The sequence below is a fragment of the Robertmurraya mangrovi genome (assembly GCF_034427655.1).
GTDB lineage: Bacteria > Bacillota > Bacilli > Bacillales > Cytobacillaceae > Robertmurraya_A > Robertmurraya_A mangrovi.
The window spans coordinates 1-16401 of sequence record NZ_JAXOFX010000032.1 but is presented as its reverse complement, the minus strand read 5'-3'; the positions used below and the strand labels follow the sequence as shown (position 1 = coordinate 16401).

The following is a 16401-nucleotide window of genomic DNA, read 5'->3' as shown; positions in this document are numbered from 1 at the left end:
CTAAGTTTCAAAAGCAAGCTTTTAAAACTTCGCTCGACTTGCATGTATTAGGCACGCCGCCAGCGTTCGTCCTGAGCCAGGATCAAACTCTCCAATAAAGAGTAAGATTAGCTCTTAAAAATAATAAATTAAACGTTGACGTATGATTTGTTTAGTTTTCAAAGAACATCTTGTCGCATAAGCGACTTTTATAATATATCATCCGTCTAAGTTAATGTCAACAATGTTTTGAAATTGTTTTTTTAACTTGTGACGTTGTGACGACTTTTAAAATATTATCATCCTAATAACAATTGGTCAATAGTTTTTTAAAAACTTTTTTTCTAAATGATTCGTTATTATTCTATGCAAAAAAATTAGCCGCTCGATTGCGACTGAAGTAAGCACGGTATACAACTACTACTATAAAATCCAAGATTGAATGGCAACTAATGCACATAATCCTGGTATTCCAAGAAATCCCGAGATAGCTGATGTTGCAAAATTAATCGGAACATGAATTCCGAACTGATTGCCAAATGCATTTAAGAAAAATAAGAATAATGCTCCTATTAACAACTTAATCATACCTTGTCCAATGTATCTCACTGGTTTAATTGGTGCTCCTATAAATAAAAGCATTAATATTAGACCGGCTATTATTGAAATAACGAATATCGGCTCCATAAAAAAATCCTCCTCCATTACACTTGTACTATACATATATGTACAAGTTATGCTATTTAGACCTGGAGAAGGATTTATATTATGTTATTTTTGAACTTTTGTATTTCTTGCTTTGGCTTCTCTAAGAAGGTAAAAGTACTTTGCTTCTTCAATCTTCGCACTACAAATAAACTGGTCTGATGGGTCAAAGCTTTTTTCAACTAGTGTTTTTTGTCTATTCCAATTTTCCTTGAAATGATCCAGTTGGTTTAACAACTTCTCATCAAACTCTTTTCTAAGCCAACCCTTTCGTCGAAAAAACATTGTTAATTTCCCTCGCTTTAAACTTCTCTTCTTCCTTCAAGCGCTTTGGACAATGTTACTTCATCTGCATATTCTAAATCCCCACCAACTGGAAGACCATGAGCAATTCTAGTTACTTTAATTCCAGATGGCTTTAGTAGTCGGGAGATATACATAGCTGTTGCTTCCCCTTCTATGTTTGGGTTAGTAGCCAGAATGATTTCTTCTACTGTTTCATCTTGAAGTCTTTTCAGAAGGTCAGGTATGTTAATGTCTTCAGGGCCAATCCCGTCCATAGGTGAAATAGCTCCGTGTAATACATGATACAGACCATTAAATTCCTTCATTTTTTCCATGGCAATTACATCTTTCGGGTCCTGTACCACACAAATAATCGTCCGATTGCGTCTTCCGTCTTCACAAATATAACAAGGATCTTGATCCGTTATATGACCACATACTGAGCAATAAGATAGATTCCTTTTTGCATTAACTAATGCTTTAGCAAAATCTAATACAGTATCTTCTTTCATATTTAAAACAAAAAAAGCCAGTCGCGCGGCTGTTTTTGGGCCGATCCCTGGCAATTTCATAAAGCTATCAATAAGCTTTGATATCGGTTCAGGATAATGCATGTTTCAGTTGTCCTCTCTTAGAACATTCCTGGAAGGTTCATCCCTTTTGTGAATTGTCCCATTGTATCATTTGTTAGCTCTTCAGCTTTTTTTAGAGCATCGTTTGTTGCAGCTAGTACTAGATCTTGTAACATGTCGATATCTTCTGGATCAACTACTTCTTCTTTAATATTTACTTCTAAAACTTGTTTATGTCCTGATACGATAACCGTTACCATACCGCCGCCAGCTGTTCCTTCAATTCTTTTTTCACCTAGCTCTTCTTGAGCCTGAGCCATTTTCTTTTGCATTTTTTGCATTTGTTTCATCATATTTTGCATATTACCCATTCCACGCATATTAACACTCTCCAATATATTGATCTTATTAATAAATTATAACTATCATACACAAAGGTTACCACATTACTTGTAGGCTGTTTTCAAAAGTATGTATGGATAACCAAGAGAATGAAAGAATCCTTGGTTATCTGACTTAATCTTTTATCTCAACTAAATCGTCTCCAAAAAGCTTTAGAGCTTCCGATACAATCGGTTCATCCTTTTGGCTTTCAAGCCCCTCTTGTCCTTCTTGTTCTGGAAGGTCATCCCGGTGATTCGATAAAAAGCTTTCACGTATATTATGCCACTGATCTTCCGGTACTCCAATAATTTGTAGATTTTTTCCCGTTAGCTCTTGAATTAAACTAGATATGGCTGTTAAAAAATTCATGTTATCCATTGCCATTTGACAGTGAATTTCATATTTAAAACTTATGATAAAAGCTGCTGTGGAGGCAGCTACAGGTTCAGCTTCATTTAAGAGAGCAGCCTGTGAGCGCATTTGTTTATGGACTAAACGCCCTAACATTTCACCCCAACAACCTTTTACTACATTTAAATCCGTTTTAGTTGCTTGCTTTAAAACTTCATTGATTTTACCAACTGGAGCTTGGAATCCTTTTCTAGAAGTTCTTTGAGCTTTCTTTTGAGGAGTTGCTTGTGTTTCCTCATTTACAACCACACCGTTTTGCTTTATCTCCCTTAGCTCTGTCTCAAGTTGGGTAATCTTCTTCACTAACTCTTCCAATTCAGCTGAATCGCTAATTTGTTTTTTTGTTTCGAGCTGACAAAGCTTTACAATGGAAACTTCTAGAAAAATTCTCGGATGATTCGTAAATCGCATGTCTTGCTGTGCTTTATTTAAAACCTCTATCAGTTTGAATATTTCCTCATGATCTATTTTATCAGCTAACTCTTGAAAAGTTCCATCAATCATGACTCTATCTAGTGATTCTTCTAAATTCGGAGCTGTTTTAAATAAAAGCATATCTCGATAATATAAGATAAAGTCTTCAATAAATCTTGATGGGTCCTTACCTTGGAATAATAATTCCTCTAATGCCTCTAGACCTTGAGCAACTTCTTTTTCATTAACAGCTAATGCTAGTTGATTTAAGAAGCCTTGTGAAACTGAACCAGTCACAGTTAGTGCATCTTCTACTGTTACTTGATCCTGACTGAATGAGATTGCTTGATCTAGTAAACTAAGTGCATCACGCATACCACCTTCAGCTGCTCTGGCAACTATTTGAAGAGCTTGATCCTCGTAATTAACACCAGATTCGTCTACTATTAGTTTCATTCTATTCACTATAGCTTGTGCTGTAATTCTTTTAAAATCAAATCTTTGACATCTTGAGATGATTGTTAATGGAATTTTATGTGGCTCTGTTGTTGCTAAAATAAAAATGACGTGTTTAGGCGGTTCTTCGAGCGTCTTTAATAATGCATTAAAAGCACCAATGGATAGCATATGCACTTCATCGACAATGTAGACCTTGTATTTGACAGAACTTGGTGCATATTTAACTTTATCACGTATGTCACGGATTTCTTCAACACCATTATTAGAAGCAGCATCTATTTCTATTACATCTGGTATCGAGCCGTCGGTTATACCTTTACATGAAGAACATTCATTACAAGGTTCATTAGTAGGTGATTTTTCACAATTAACTGCCTTCGCTAATATTTTTGCTGCACTAGTTTTACCAGTGCCTCGAGGACCAGAAAAGAGATAGGCATGCGAAATCTTTTGTTGAAGCAGGGCGTTTTGCAAAGTTTTAGTAACATGTTCCTGTCCAACAACATCAATAAATTGCTGAGGACGCCAAACACGATATAGAGCTTGATAACTCAATGACCCGCCCCCTCACTTAGTATGTGTAAACGCTTGTCTAGATTAATATTTTCTTTAACATATACTTCAAAAAGTATATTGTATAAGCGTTATCATCCATTATATTATAACGTAAACATTTTCAATTTTACAAAACGAAAGTGAATTTCATTGCAGAGAACATTTTTAAATGCAAAAAACTCATCTCTCGAAAGAGATGAGTTTAATTTATAAGATAATAACTGCCGTGCACCTTCCGTCGACTAGCTCCCATAAGCGTTACTTAAGTAGTTAGCTCGGCCCAGGTAACCCCGCGGCACATGAGAGTGTCCACTTAATGCTGCTTCCTTCCGGACCTGACATGGTTCATGGATTCCCATTGCGCAGGACCCGGGCGTCAACACCACTTGCTTAAGGCAGACCCTACAGGAAACTAGCCTCAGGAAGGGATTCAGTCTCGCTAGAGCGGATTGCGAGTACAGGGCACCGCTACCTCCCCACCTAGCACGGCAAAATTGATACCATATTTAGTTGCGCCATCACCGACGCATTTATAAGTATACTAATAAACATATTAAAAAGCAATGTTTATCAGCTGTAAATTACTGTAAGTTACTTTTCGTCTCGATATCTTCTAGTTTCTTTCTTTTTTTCCGATCTCTAATACTTCTAAAGAAATTGGTTAAAAGCTGACCGCACTCCTCTTCAAGTATTCCACAAGTAACTTCACTTTGATGATTGAACCTTGAATCTTGAAGTAAATTCATAAAGGTTCCTGCACAGCCACCTTTCGGGTCCTTAGCTCCGTAAACTACTCTTTTAACACGTGACATGATAATCGCCCCTGCACACATGGGACAAGGTTCTAATGTAACATACAGAGTTGCATCTTCCAAACGCCATGTTCCTTGACTATGACATGCTTCTTGAATCGCTAATAATTCCGCATGTGCAACCGCATCTTGTTTCGTTTCTCGTAAGTTGTGTGCTCTAGAGATAATTTCTCCATTTATAACAATGAGAGCCCCTATTGGAACCTCCTCTAAGGATTCAGCCTGTTTTGCCTCTTTTATGGCTTCTCTCATATATAATTCATCTAGTTGAGTTTGATTCAACATCCTATTACTCCTTAAGTATGGACTCTTGGGATAAAAAATAATACAAGCTAAATATATTTACCCCTATCATAACATTATTTTTCCTATCATATGATGATTGTAGCGTTTATCCGTCTAAGGAGGAAAAATAATGCAAATTCATGTCGTTCAACAAAATCAAACACTTACTGGAATTGCTCAGGCATATTCGACTACAGTCAATGATTTAGTGGAGGCGAATGAAGTTCCTAACCCAAATAACCTAGTAGTGGGTCAGACATTAGTTATCCCTATTGTAGGCAGATTTCATTGGGTTCAACCAGGGGATACTCTATTTTCAATTGCCCAAAGAGTAGGTGTTTCTTTTCAGGAACTTGCTCGAATTAATAATATTCCCGTCAATCAGCCACTTCAAGTAGGTGTAAGACTTTATATACCGCCTAGGCCCAAGACTAGAGGTGAGTTTAATGCCTATGTTGAACCTAGAGGAACAACCGTTGCTCCTGTATTAGAAGAGAGTGCTCGTGAGGCTGCACCTTATCTAACCTACCTGGCTCCTTTTAGCTTTCAAGCACAGAGAGATGGATCACTAAAAGAACCCCTACTAAACAATTTCCCTGCCATTGCTAGAGCAAATAATAATGTTCTTATGATGGTAATTACCAATCAAGAAAATGATCAGTTTAGCGATGAGTTAGGAAGGATTCTACTAAATGATATGACCATACAAAATCGATTCCTAGAAAATATCGTCACAACGGCAAAAAAATATGGATTCCGTGATATCCATTTTGATATGGAATATTTAAGACCTGCAGATCGTGAGGCATATAATAATTTCTTAAGAAAAGCAAAGGCCCGTTTCCAAAGAGAGGGATGGTTATTATCAACAGCCCTTGCTCCAAAAACAAGTGCAGAACAAAAAGGGGCATGGTATGAAGCACATGATTATAAAGCTCACGGGGAAATCGTTGACTTTGTTGTCATCATGACCTATGAGTGGGGATATAGTGGCGGTCCGGCTATGCCAGTTTCGCCAATTGGCCCTGTTCGAGACGTCTTAGAATATGCACTGACAGAAATGCCAGGCTCTAAAATTATGATGGGTCAGAATTTATATGGCTATGACTGGACCCTACCTTTTGTTGAAGGAACCATTGCAAAAGCAGTAAGTCCCCAACAAGCCATTCAAATAGCTGCCCAAAGAAATGTTCCTATTCAATATGACACAAAAGCTCAAGCCCCATTCTTCAACTACGTCGATGATGAGGGAAAACGACATGAGGTCTGGTTTGAAGATGCCAGGTCTATCCAAGCCAAATTTGACTTAATTAAAGAGCTTAGTTTAAGGGGAATGAGTTATTGGAAACTCGGTTTGTCATTCCCTCAAAACTGGCTACTAATTCTTGAGAATTTTAATGTGGTAAAACAGTCGTAAAAGGTTAGAATTAAATACTGTATTTGAGGCTGATTTAAAGCGTTGTTAAAATAACGTTTTAGTCAGCCTATTTTAATTTAATAGTTAATTCGTTGATTGGAGCGGAAGGGGGCGACTCCTGCGGGAAATGCGTGTCCTGGTGAGACCCCACAGGAGCAGAGCGACGAGGAGGCTCACGGACCGCCCGCGGAAAGCGTCCCCCTGGAGCGGAAATCAACACTTTATCGGACACAACAATATAAAAAAGGGCTCCTTTGGGACTAGACTAAAACGAATTTACCCACTTGTTAATATTACATATCCCATCTAGGAAAGGAGTGTGTTAAAATATTCTTTGTGTCGAAAAAAAGAGAATTAAGGAAGTTATATACTACTTTTAAATAAATATAGAAACATTTTTATAGGCTTACTGGCACAGGTAGAGAGGGAGGACAAGCAGTTGGGGAAAACACCTTTTATTACAGTTGAAGGACCGATTGGTGTAGGGAAAACATCCCTTGCAAAAGCGATCTCTGACCACTATGATTTCGGCTTATTAAAGGAAATCGTTGATGAGAATCCTTTTCTGGGAAAATTTTATGAGAACATTGAGGAATGGAGCTTTCAAACAGAAATGTTTTTCCTCTGTAATCGCTACAAACAGTTACGAGACATTCATGAACATTATTTAAATCAAGGAAAATCAGTGGTAGCTGATTATCATATCTTTAAAAACCTTATTTTTGCCCAAAGAACATTAAATGAAACAGAATATAAAAAGTACTTTCAAGTTTACGAAATACTTACTAATGATATGCCTAAACCAAATGTGATTATATACTTACACGCGAGTTTAGATACTCTATTATCTAGAATCAAAATGCGCGGAAGAGATATTGAGAGGAATATAAGCCCTTTATACTTAAAGCAGTTATCGATGGACTATGAAAATGCCATGCTTGAGTTTGCCAAACATCATCCAGATATTCCTGTTTTAAGATTCAATGGAGATGAACTAGATTTCGTAAAAAATCCAGAGGACTTGAATCTTATCATTAGTAAACTAACCACTTCATTAAAAGAAGGAGCTTACGATCATGAATCTTCGAAATAAATATGGCATCCCGGCAAATTCAGTAATCACAATTGCTGGTACTGTGGGTGTTGGAAAATCAACTTTAACGAATGCTTTAGCAAACGCACTAGGTTTTCGTACATCCTTTGAAAAGGTAGATACTAATCCTTATTTAGATAAATTTTATGCTGACTTTGACCGTTGGAGCTTTCACTTACAAATCTATTTCTTAGCAGAAAGATTTAAAGAACAGAAGCGCATATTTGAATATGGTGGCGGATTTATTCAAGACCGTTCAATTTATGAAGATACAGGAATATTCGCTAAGATGCATTTTGAAAAAGGGACCATGTCTAAAGTAGACTATGAAACCTATACAAGTCTATTTGAAGCTATGGTGATGACACCTTACTTCCCTCATCCAGATTTACTTATCTATCTAGAAGGATCTCTAGATGATGTACTATCTAGAATTAAAGAGAGAGGTCGCCCAATGGAGCAACAAACTCCGATGGACTACTGGAGTGAGATGCACCAACGTTATGAAAACTGGATTAATACGTTTAATGCATGTCCTGTTCTTCGTTTAAATATTAATGATTATGATATTATGAACAATGAAACATCTATTGAACCTGTTGTGGAAAGAATTGCTGAGTTTCTAAAACAGAGTCAACTATTAAAGAAATAAGAAAAGCGGAAGCGCCACGGTTAGCGAAGTACACTAGTCGCTGGGCGCTGGAGATAGACAGTAGTCTAACTTCAGAGACTTATACTTTCCTATTAAATAACAAAAAGAAGTTGCTTCCTTTTCGGGCAACTTCTTTTTGTTATTTAATCAAAGTTTCCTAGGCAATAAAAAAATCGTTACTTAGAAAAAGTAACGATTTTTATCTCCAGTATTTTATGCGCTATGGTAATATTTCATTTTAAGTATAATGGAGGAGGTAGAGGGATTCGAACCCCCGCGCGGTTTGACCCGCCTGTCGGTTTTCAAGACCGATCCCTTCAGCCGGACTTGGGTATACCTCCATATGTCCTATCAACAAAATATACTTTACCATCATAGTTTATGGTTGTCAATTACTTTTATTAAAAATTCTGAGCGGAAAATTTACTCCGCTCAGAAGTATTTCTATTAAGGTTTAATTACTTCACGGTTACCCATATAAGGACGAAGAACTTCCGGAATAACCACACTTCCATCTGCCTGCTGATAGTTCTCAAGAATAGCAGCAACCGTTCTTCCTATTGCTAAACCAGAACCATTTAGGGTATGAACATGTTCAGGTTTCCCTTTTGGATCACGACGGAAACGAATATTGGCTCTTCTTGCTTGGAATGCTTCAAAGTTACTGCAAGAAGAAATCTCACGGTACGTTTCATAACTTGGGATCCAAACTTCAATATCATACTTCTTGGCAGCAGTGAAACCTAAATCACCTGTACACATGCTTAGAACACGGTATGGAAGACCTAACAGCTGTAATACCTTTTCAGCATGGCCTGTTAGCTTTTCTAATTCTTCATAAGAATCTTCAGGCTTAACAAATTTAACTAACTCTACTTTGTTAAATTGGTGTTGTCGGATTAAACCGCGTGTATCTCTACCCGCTGAACCTGCCTCAGAACGGAAACATGCACTGAATGCAGCATAGTTAATCGGTAATTCGTCTACAGTTAATATTTCTTCTCTGTGTAAGTTCGTTACTGGAACTTCTGCAGTAGGGATAAGGAAATAATCTTCATTTTCAATTAAGAAAGCATCTTCTTCAAACTTTGGAAGCTGTCCTGTACCTGTCATACTTGCACGGTTAACCAAGTATGGAGGTAACACTTCTTGATAACCATGCTCTTCTGTATGAAGATCTAACATAAAGTTAAATAATGCTCTTTCTAGTCGAGCGCCTAACCCTTTATAAAATACAAAGCGACTGCCTGTTACTTTTCCAGCACGTTCAAAATCAAGTAATTTTAAATGATCTGCTACATCCCAGTGTGGTTTTGGTTCAAAATCAAATACTGGAATCTCACCCCATTTGCGAACTTCGATGTTATCATCTTCTGTTTCTCCAACTGGTACGCTTTCATGTGGAATATTAGGAATACTAAAAAGTAATTGATCTAACTCTTCTTCAACAGTACGAAGAGCATCATCTAGTTCCTTAATTTTGTCTCCTACCTCACGCATTTCAGCAATAAGATGGTCAGCATCTTGCTTCTCACGTTTTAATGTAGCTACTTCTTGTGATACTTCATTTCTTCTACTTTTTAATTGTTCCGTTTCTAAAATTAAATCTCTTCTTTTGCGATCTAAATCTTCAAATTTCCCTAAATCAGTTAAGTCTTCTCCACGATGTTGTAGCCTTGTTTTAATTTCTTCAAAATTAGTTCTTAATAATTTTACATCTAACATGTTTGTTCCTCCTATGTTTAAAAAATGAACAGTAATCCTAAATCAAAAGAAACAAAAAACTCCCGCCCCTAAAAAAGGGACGAGAGTAACCCGCGATACCACCCTAGTTGAAAGCAAGAGCTTTCCACCTTAAACATAATAACGGTTTTACCCGAGAATATTTACTAGCCTACAGGCATTCCATATTCTACTCAAGGATGGATTCATAAGCTTCACTCACCGATTCGCACCAACCATCGGCTCTCTTTGGAATGAGATACTTATTACTATTTCCTCTCATTGCTTTACTATATAGGATTTTTGTTAAAAATTAATTTACTATATTTAAAATTAAATTGCAAGCGAAGTTTAGTTATTTTCTTTCACCATATTAATAAAATAGGCGGTTATACGATGATCATCTGTTAATTCAGGATGAAAAGAACATCCTAAAATATTGCCTTCACGAGCGGCAACAATGCGATCATTATGCTTAGCTAAAACCTCTACATTCTCACCAGCTTGGACGATATGCGGAGCTCGAATGAACACTGCATTAAAATCTTCCGCAACACCATTAATATCTAATTCAGCCTCAAAACTTTCTCGTTGGCGACCAAAGGAGTTTCTTTCAACCGTAACATCCATTGCCCCAATATGAGGTTGATCATATCCAACAAGATTTTTAGCTAATAGAATCAAACCGGCACAAGTTCCATACATGGGTTTACCAGATTCAGCAAATCTTTTAAGACTTGGCATAAAATCATACTTGTCAATCAGACGGCGCATAGCAGTACTTTCACCACCAGGCATAATAAGGCCGTCTACTTCCTCTAACTGTTCTTTACGTTTAATAACTACTGCTTCCTCTCCGCAAGCTTCAACAGATTGGACATGCTCTCGAACAGCTCCTTGTAAACCTAATACTCCTATTTTAACCATAAGTCTGCTCCTTACCAGCCGCGTTCCTGCATACGGTTTTCTGGTGCTAGTGAAGAAATTTCAATTCCCTTCATTGGAGTACCTAACTCTTTTGAAAGTTCAGCGATTAATTTATAATCTTTAAAGTGAGTCGTTGCTTCAACAATGGCTCTAGCAAATTTTGCTGGGTTTTCTGATTTAAAGATACCTGAACCAACGAATACTCCATCAGCTCCAAGTTCCATCATTAAAGCAGCATCAGCAGGAGTTGCAACACCACCAGCAGCGAAGTTTACAACTGGAAGACGGCCAAGCTCTTTGATTTGTAGAAGTAGCTCATATGAAGCACCTAGAAGTTTGGCTTCTGTCATTACTTCATCCACACTCATACTTACTAATTTGCGTACTTGCGCATTTACTTTACGCATATGACGAACCGCTTCTACGATGTTACCTGTTCCAGGCTCACCTTTTGTACGAAGCATAGCAGCACCTTCACCAATTCTACGTGCAGCTTCACCTAAATCACGGCAACCACATACGAAAGGAACTGTGAAATCATTTTTATTTAAGTGGTATTCCTCATCAGCAGGAGTTAAAACTTCACTCTCATCGATGTAGTCTACGCCCATTGCTTCTAATACACGAGCTTCTACAATATGCCCAATTCGAGCTTTTGCCATTACCGGGATAGATACTGCATTCATTACTTCTTCAACGATACGTGGGTCAGCCATTCTAGCTACTCCACCCGCCGCACGAATATCAGAAGGAACTCTTTCTAAAGCCATTACTGCAACGGCACCTGCTTCTTCTGCTATCTTTGCTTGCTCAGCGTTAACAACGTCCATAATAACGCCGCCCTTTTGCATTTCAGCCATACCACGTTTTACACGATCTGTACCTGTCTTCATTATATATCCCCCTTCAATATTACCATCTACTATCGATGGAAAAATTATAAATAAGTAATCATACTAAAAAAAGGAAATTATGTACTTATTCAATCGGAATTATTCGGTTTCCCTAAAGGTAAATAAACAATAAAACAGGTCTCCTGTCAAGAGACCTGTCTTTTTTGTTTTATGTTTTTGTAATAATTTTCTCAAAAATCTTAAAATCGATTAGATAACCTAGAATATTAAATATATTGAGGCTTTAAAACATTCCTTTTACTGCTGAAGAGACACTTCCCCAAATATCACCGAAAAATCCTCCTATACCGCGCATCATCAGCACGAACCAGTTAGCTTTTTCTACATCATTAGCAGCAATTACATCAACCTTAATTTGCTTTTGGCCTTCCTTAGTTAAAAAACCTAATTCTTTGCCTTCTTTAGGCTCAATTGTAAGATAACCTACTTTATCACCTTTTTTAACAGGAGCAGTTAATTCTCCTTTTTTATTTAACTTCTCTTTATCTAGAACTAAAACGGTTTTATAGTTATCTTTTTCACCATTTTTAATAACCATATTAATTGCTTCTTTTGTGTGTATCTCTACTTGATCTTCTTTACCTTTAGTAACTGGTAACGTTTTTTGTTTCTTCACTTGATAATTTTCTTTAACAATTTCTTCTTCACCAAAATTACTGAATGCATAGTCTAAAATTTTTCTAGTCTCAGAAAAACGCTCATCTTTATCTGCAGCTTTCATAACAACTGAAATAAAACGTTGTCCGTTTCTTTCAGCAGTTGCAGTAAAACCTGCACCTGCAAAATCAGTGGAACCTGTTTTTAAACCATCTACCCCTTCATACTGATAGATAAGTGTAGGTAACATCCAGTTAAAGTTTTTATACTCTCTTCCATCTCTAAACTTTAATACAGGCATACTAGCTGTTTCTAAAACCTCTGGATAATCCGTTAGTAAACGGTATGCTAGTTTTGCCGTTGCTCTCGCTGACATGATATTTTCTTCATCAGAGTTACCAGCGGGATGATTACCCAGCAAGCTGCTGTTATTTAAACCAGTGGAATTAACAAATTTATAATCCTCAAGATTCAATTCTTCTGCTTTCTTATTCATTAAGGCAACAAAGTTTTTCTCAGTACCTGAGATGATTTCAGCTAATGCAACGGATGCAGCATTTCCTGAATGGATAGCCATTGCTTGATATAGCTCTTCTACCGTATATTCTTCCCCTTGAGTTAAACCTACGTTAGATAGCCCAGGAGCAGCTGAAAGTTTATGAACATATTCATTTATCTTTACTTTTTGATCCCAAGTAATTTTATTGTTTGCAATTGCCTCAAGTACTAAATACTCGGTCATCATTTTGGCCATTGAAGCAACGCCTAATATAACATCTGGATTTTTAGCGTATAAAATCTTACCTGTTTTAGCGTCTAATAGGATAGCTGCTTCTGCTTTTAAACCTAATGGATCTTTAGCAGCCTCTACTTGTTGGACATTCCCAGAAAATATAGTGGCAATACATAAAAAAAGAACCGTAAGTGTTAACGATATTTTCTTAAACTGATGCAATGAACTTACCTCCAAAATCTTATTCTAGTAAACTTCTTCATCTGAGATGGATAATTGAAAAATAAATGAATCACCAAGCGAGGATAAAATCACCTTTCAGCGATATTTACATTCACTATATAAAACGATTTCAACTGAAATACGTAAAATTTTCACCTGTACAGTTTATCATAAATGAAATAAAAAAAATAGACGGAGCATCCCTACTCCGTCTATTGAAAATAAAGGTAAACACTTTTGTTAGTAATATGGATTTACTTACCTGTTTCTCTCAAGTTTAAGAATTCAAACTTTTTTACTATACCTATTCACTGTTTAGGTTTAAGACATAGAGTAGTTTGGTGCTTCTTTCGTAATTTGAACATCATGAGGATGACTTTCACGTAATCCTGCACCAGTCATTCTAATGAATTGAGAGTTTTCTCTTAGTTCTGTTAAATCTTTCGTTCCACAGTAACCCATACCAGAGCGTAGACCTCCTACTAACTGATAGATGGTATCTGATAGAGGTCCTTTATAAGGTAATCTTCCTTCAATACCTTCAGGAACAAACTTTTTATTATCTTCTTGGAAGTAACGGTCTTTTGAACCTTTTTCCATTGCACCAACTGAACCCATTCCACGATAAACTTTAAAGCGGCGACCTTGGAAAATTTCCGTTTCTCCTGGACTTTCTGTTACTCCAGCTAAAAGGCTTCCTAACATTACTGCGTGGCCTCCAGCCGCAAGTGCTTTCACGATATCACCGGAGTACTTGATTCCTCCATCTGCTATAATGGCTTTTCCATGCTTTCTAGCTTCTGTTGCGCAATCAAACACTGCCGTAATTTGAGGAACACCTACACCTGCCACAACACGAGTCGTACAAATGGATCCAGGACCAATTCCTACTTTGACAATATCAGCCCCAGCTTCAATTAAATCTTTAGTTGCTTCAGCTGTAGCTACATTACCTGCAATTATGGCTATTTCAGGGAATGCATTCCTAATCTCTTTTACCGTATCTAATACACCTTTTGAATGTCCGTGTGCAGTATCTACTACTAAAACATCTACTTGAGCTCTTACAAGGCTTTCTACGCGTCTCATCGTATCAGTTGTAACACCAACTGCTGCCCCAACTAATAGACGTCCATGTGCATCTTTAGCGGAGTAAGGAAACTCGATTACTTTTTCAATGTCTTTTATTGTAATTAGTCCTTTTAATACACCTTCAGCATCTACTAAAGGAAGTTTTTCAATTTTGTATTTTTGTAAAATGCTCTCTGCTTCCTCTAATGTAGTCCCTACAGGAGCAGTAACTAGATTTTCTTTTGTCATAACATCGGAGATTTTAATAGAGTAGTCTTGAATAAAACGAAGGTCACGATTAGTGAGTATTCCTACAAGTTTTTGATCTTCTTCAGTATTTACAATTGGAACACCGGAAATTCGATATTTCCCCATCAAATGTTCTGCATCAAAAACTTGGTGATCAGGAGTTAAGAAAAACGGATCGGTAATAACGCCACTTTCTGAACGTTTTACTTTGTCTACTTGTTCTGCTTGCTGTTCAATAGACATGTTTTTATGGATAATTCCAATTCCACCTTGTCTTGCCATAGAAATAGCCATTTCAGCTTCTGTAACGGTATCCATACCCGCACTGATAAGTGGAATATTTAACTTAATTTTTTCTGATAACTGTACCTGTAAATTAACATCTCTAGGAAGCACTTCTGATTTTGCTGGAACTAATAACACATCATCAAAGGTTAAGCCTTCTTTAACAAACTTATTTTCCCACATCTTTTTGACCCCCTAAAACTCGAAAATATTATTAGTAGGTTATCAATTGGACAAAATACTGTCAAGAAGGGATTAATATGTTAGATTTTTCAAATTATTTCGGAGGTACTATTTGTGATCCTAAATTTTGCCGGTTGGACTTCATTTTCCTTATTCTTTTCTGCTAGTTCAACACAAGCCTATTTAAAAAAATGCTATCAAACACAACAAGTTGAAGATGCTGAACAAAAAAGCTATGAGAATTGTTACCCCTTTATTTACTATTTAGAACACGGACAAGTATATTATGAACAAGCCAAGAACTCGCCATTAATTATTCAACCTATCTTACTCTTTTACGGCCTTGTTCATTTAATAAAAGCTTGTATTCTTACAGTTGACCCTAATTATCCAGAGACCACCTCTGTACTAGCTCATGGAGTGTCTACAAGAAAAAGAAAAAAACAACAATATCAGTTTTTTCAAGATGAAGTTAAATTTCAAAAAAGTGGTCTATTTCCCCATATGTCTGAAAAATTGTTTCACATGAAACAATTAGAAGGGGAAAAGACCACAATGAGTGAATTATTTAAACATATTCCTGAATTAAATGATCTTTTTTTTCAACTGGATGGTAGAAAAACGTTTGTAGATGTAATTAGGAAAGATAATACTTTTTCTATTCCTCTTGAGATTTTAGATTATTACCATATGACTGAAGCAAGATTTTTAGATTTTTTTCAATCAAAAGCATTCTTTACTGCTGCACAATCTAGCGTGGAGAATCCGTACTTAAATCTGACATTGGAAGATGATAATCTTTCTAACTATACACCCTTTAAATACAATTTAAATCAACAACAATTCTCTCTGCCAATAAACAACGATAGTTTATTTCAATACCATGAACTCATGATACAGTATCTTCTCCTTTATAATCTTAGTATGATTGCAAGATACGAAACAGAATGGTGGAGTGAACTTGTTAAAACCATGCCTAATAAGGATTTTCCTTTCATTCAAACATTCTTAAACATCACATTAAATAAAGGTCCCTTTCTAATCTATCAGTACCTTATGAATAAGAAATAAATGCTCAAAAGTAATTTTATTTTAGAGAGACTATACCCTTAGGAAAGCATAAAAAAGCGAGTATCTATAAGATACTCGCTTGCTTTGCCTGGCGACGTCCTACTCTCACAAGGGGACAGCCCCTAACTACCATCGGCGCTGAGAAGCTTAACTTCCGTGTTCGGTATGGGAACGGGTGTGACCTTCTCGCCATCGCCACCAGACTATGTATGGAATGATCTTTTCACTATCGTGAAAAATCATAAAGGAAAGTTCTTTTCACTACCGTGAAAAGAATTTATTCCTTCAAAACTAGATAACTGACAATCATCATTAAAGTAATGGTTAAGTCCTCGATCGATTAGTATCAGTCAGCTCCACATGTCACCATGCTTCCACCTCTGACCTATCTACCTGATCATCTT

The 16401-nt window shown here is 36.7% G+C and carries 15 protein-coding genes, 1 tRNA gene, 3 rRNA genes, 1 other RNA gene and 1 other annotated feature; of the genes, 4 read left to right on the top strand and 16 right to left on the bottom strand.

What is annotated here, in order from left to right; all coding sequences use genetic code 11:
* From SM124_RS23805 to tadA, 8 genes are all read right to left on the bottom strand, one after another.
* A 16S ribosomal RNA gene (locus SM124_RS23805) occupies positions 1 to 98 on the bottom strand; the annotation flags it as partial.
* Positions 99 to 402: 304 nt separating this feature from the next.
* Complete coding sequence (locus SM124_RS23800; protein WP_322448954.1) at positions 403 to 666, bottom strand: pro-sigmaK processing inhibitor BofA family protein; 264 nt, start codon at positions 664 to 666, stop codon at positions 403 to 405.
* An 84-nt stretch (positions 667 to 750) separates the two neighbouring features.
* A complete protein-coding gene (locus SM124_RS23795) occupies positions 751 to 969 on the bottom strand; it encodes a YaaL family protein (protein WP_322448953.1) in 219 nt (72 codons plus the stop codon).
* 17 nt (positions 970 to 986) lie between these two features.
* Entirely contained in the window at positions 987 to 1583 is a 597-nt protein-coding gene (recR, locus tag SM124_RS23790) for a recombination mediator RecR (RefSeq protein ID WP_322448952.1), read from the bottom strand.
* A 17-nt stretch (positions 1584 to 1600) separates the two neighbouring features.
* Positions 1601 to 1921, bottom strand: a complete 321-nt coding sequence (locus SM124_RS23785; RefSeq protein ID WP_322448951.1) for a YbaB/EbfC family nucleoid-associated protein — start codon at positions 1919 to 1921, stop codon at positions 1601 to 1603.
* Positions 1922 to 2057: 136 nt separating this feature from the next.
* The gene (gene dnaX, locus SM124_RS23780; protein WP_322448950.1) at positions 2058 to 3764 is read right to left on the bottom strand and encodes a DNA polymerase III subunit gamma/tau; all 1707 of its coding nucleotides are present in this window, start codon (positions 3762 to 3764) and stop codon (positions 2058 to 2060) included.
* 224 nt (positions 3765 to 3988) lie between these two features.
* Positions 3989 to 4253, bottom strand: an RNA gene (ffs, locus tag SM124_RS23775) — signal recognition particle sRNA large type.
* A 92-nt stretch (positions 4254 to 4345) separates the two neighbouring features.
* Complete coding sequence (tadA, locus tag SM124_RS23770; RefSeq protein ID WP_322448949.1) at positions 4346 to 4861, bottom strand: tRNA adenosine(34) deaminase TadA; 516 nt, start codon at positions 4859 to 4861, stop codon at positions 4346 to 4348.
* Positions 4862 to 4991: 130 nt separating this feature from the next.
* On the opposite strand from tadA, the gene SM124_RS23765 reads away from it, so the two are divergent.
* The 3 genes from SM124_RS23765 to SM124_RS23755 all read left to right on the top strand — a co-directional run bounded on the left by SM124_RS23765 (position 4992) and on the right by SM124_RS23755 (position 8023).
* Positions 4992 to 6278: a glycosyl hydrolase family 18 protein gene (locus tag SM124_RS23765; protein ID WP_322448948.1), complete on the top strand. Its 1287-nt coding sequence runs from the start codon at positions 4992 to 4994 to the stop codon at positions 6276 to 6278.
* Between the two features lie 439 nt (positions 6279 to 6717).
* Entirely contained in the window at positions 6718 to 7371 is a 654-nt protein-coding gene (locus SM124_RS23760; RefSeq protein WP_322448947.1) for a deoxynucleoside kinase, read from the top strand.
* Positions 7355 to 8023, top strand: coding sequence for a deoxynucleoside kinase (locus SM124_RS23755; RefSeq protein ID WP_322448946.1), 669 nt, complete (start codon positions 7355 to 7357; stop codon positions 8021 to 8023). The genes SM124_RS23760 and SM124_RS23755 overlap by 17 nt, the downstream gene beginning before the upstream one ends.
* 248 nt (positions 8024 to 8271) lie before the next feature.
* Here SM124_RS23755 and SM124_RS23750 read toward each other — a convergent pair.
* The 6 genes from SM124_RS23750 to guaB form a co-directional block, all read right to left on the bottom strand.
* Positions 8272 to 8364: transfer RNA gene (locus SM124_RS23750), tRNA-Ser, on the bottom strand.
* 106 nt (positions 8365 to 8470) lie between these two features.
* Positions 8471 to 9748, bottom strand: a complete 1278-nt coding sequence (serS, locus tag SM124_RS23745) for a serine--tRNA ligase (protein WP_322448945.1) — start codon at positions 9746 to 9748, stop codon at positions 8471 to 8473.
* Positions 9749 to 9820: 72 nt separating this feature from the next.
* Positions 9821 to 10037: a binding site (T-box leader), on the bottom strand.
* 59 nt (positions 10038 to 10096) lie between these two features.
* Positions 10097 to 10672, bottom strand: coding sequence for a pyridoxal 5'-phosphate synthase glutaminase subunit PdxT (gene pdxT / locus SM124_RS23740; protein ID WP_322448944.1), 576 nt, complete (start codon positions 10670 to 10672; stop codon positions 10097 to 10099).
* 11 nt (positions 10673 to 10683) lie between these two features.
* Entirely contained in the window at positions 10684 to 11568 is an 885-nt protein-coding gene (pdxS, locus tag SM124_RS23735; RefSeq protein ID WP_322448955.1) for a pyridoxal 5'-phosphate synthase lyase subunit PdxS, read from the bottom strand.
* Positions 11569 to 11809: 241 nt separating this feature from the next.
* Positions 11810 to 13138: a D-alanyl-D-alanine carboxypeptidase family protein gene (locus SM124_RS23730; RefSeq protein WP_322448943.1), complete on the bottom strand. Its 1329-nt coding sequence runs from the start codon at positions 13136 to 13138 to the stop codon at positions 11810 to 11812.
* Positions 13139 to 13459: 321 nt separating this feature from the next.
* Positions 13460 to 14926, bottom strand: coding sequence for an IMP dehydrogenase (gene guaB / locus SM124_RS23725; RefSeq protein ID WP_322448942.1), 1467 nt, complete (start codon positions 14924 to 14926; stop codon positions 13460 to 13462).
* Between the two features lie 114 nt (positions 14927 to 15040).
* On the opposite strand from guaB, the gene SM124_RS23720 reads away from it, so the two are divergent.
* Positions 15041 to 15997 (top strand): YaaC family protein, encoded by a 957-nt coding sequence (locus SM124_RS23720; protein WP_322448941.1) that lies wholly within the window; start codon positions 15041 to 15043, stop codon positions 15995 to 15997.
* Between the two features lie 86 nt (positions 15998 to 16083).
* Here SM124_RS23720 and rrf read toward each other — a convergent pair.
* Positions 16084 to 16200, bottom strand: a 5S ribosomal RNA gene (gene rrf / locus SM124_RS23715).
* 117 nt (positions 16201 to 16317) lie between these two features.
* Positions 16318 to 16401, bottom strand: a 23S ribosomal RNA gene (locus SM124_RS23710); the annotation flags it as partial.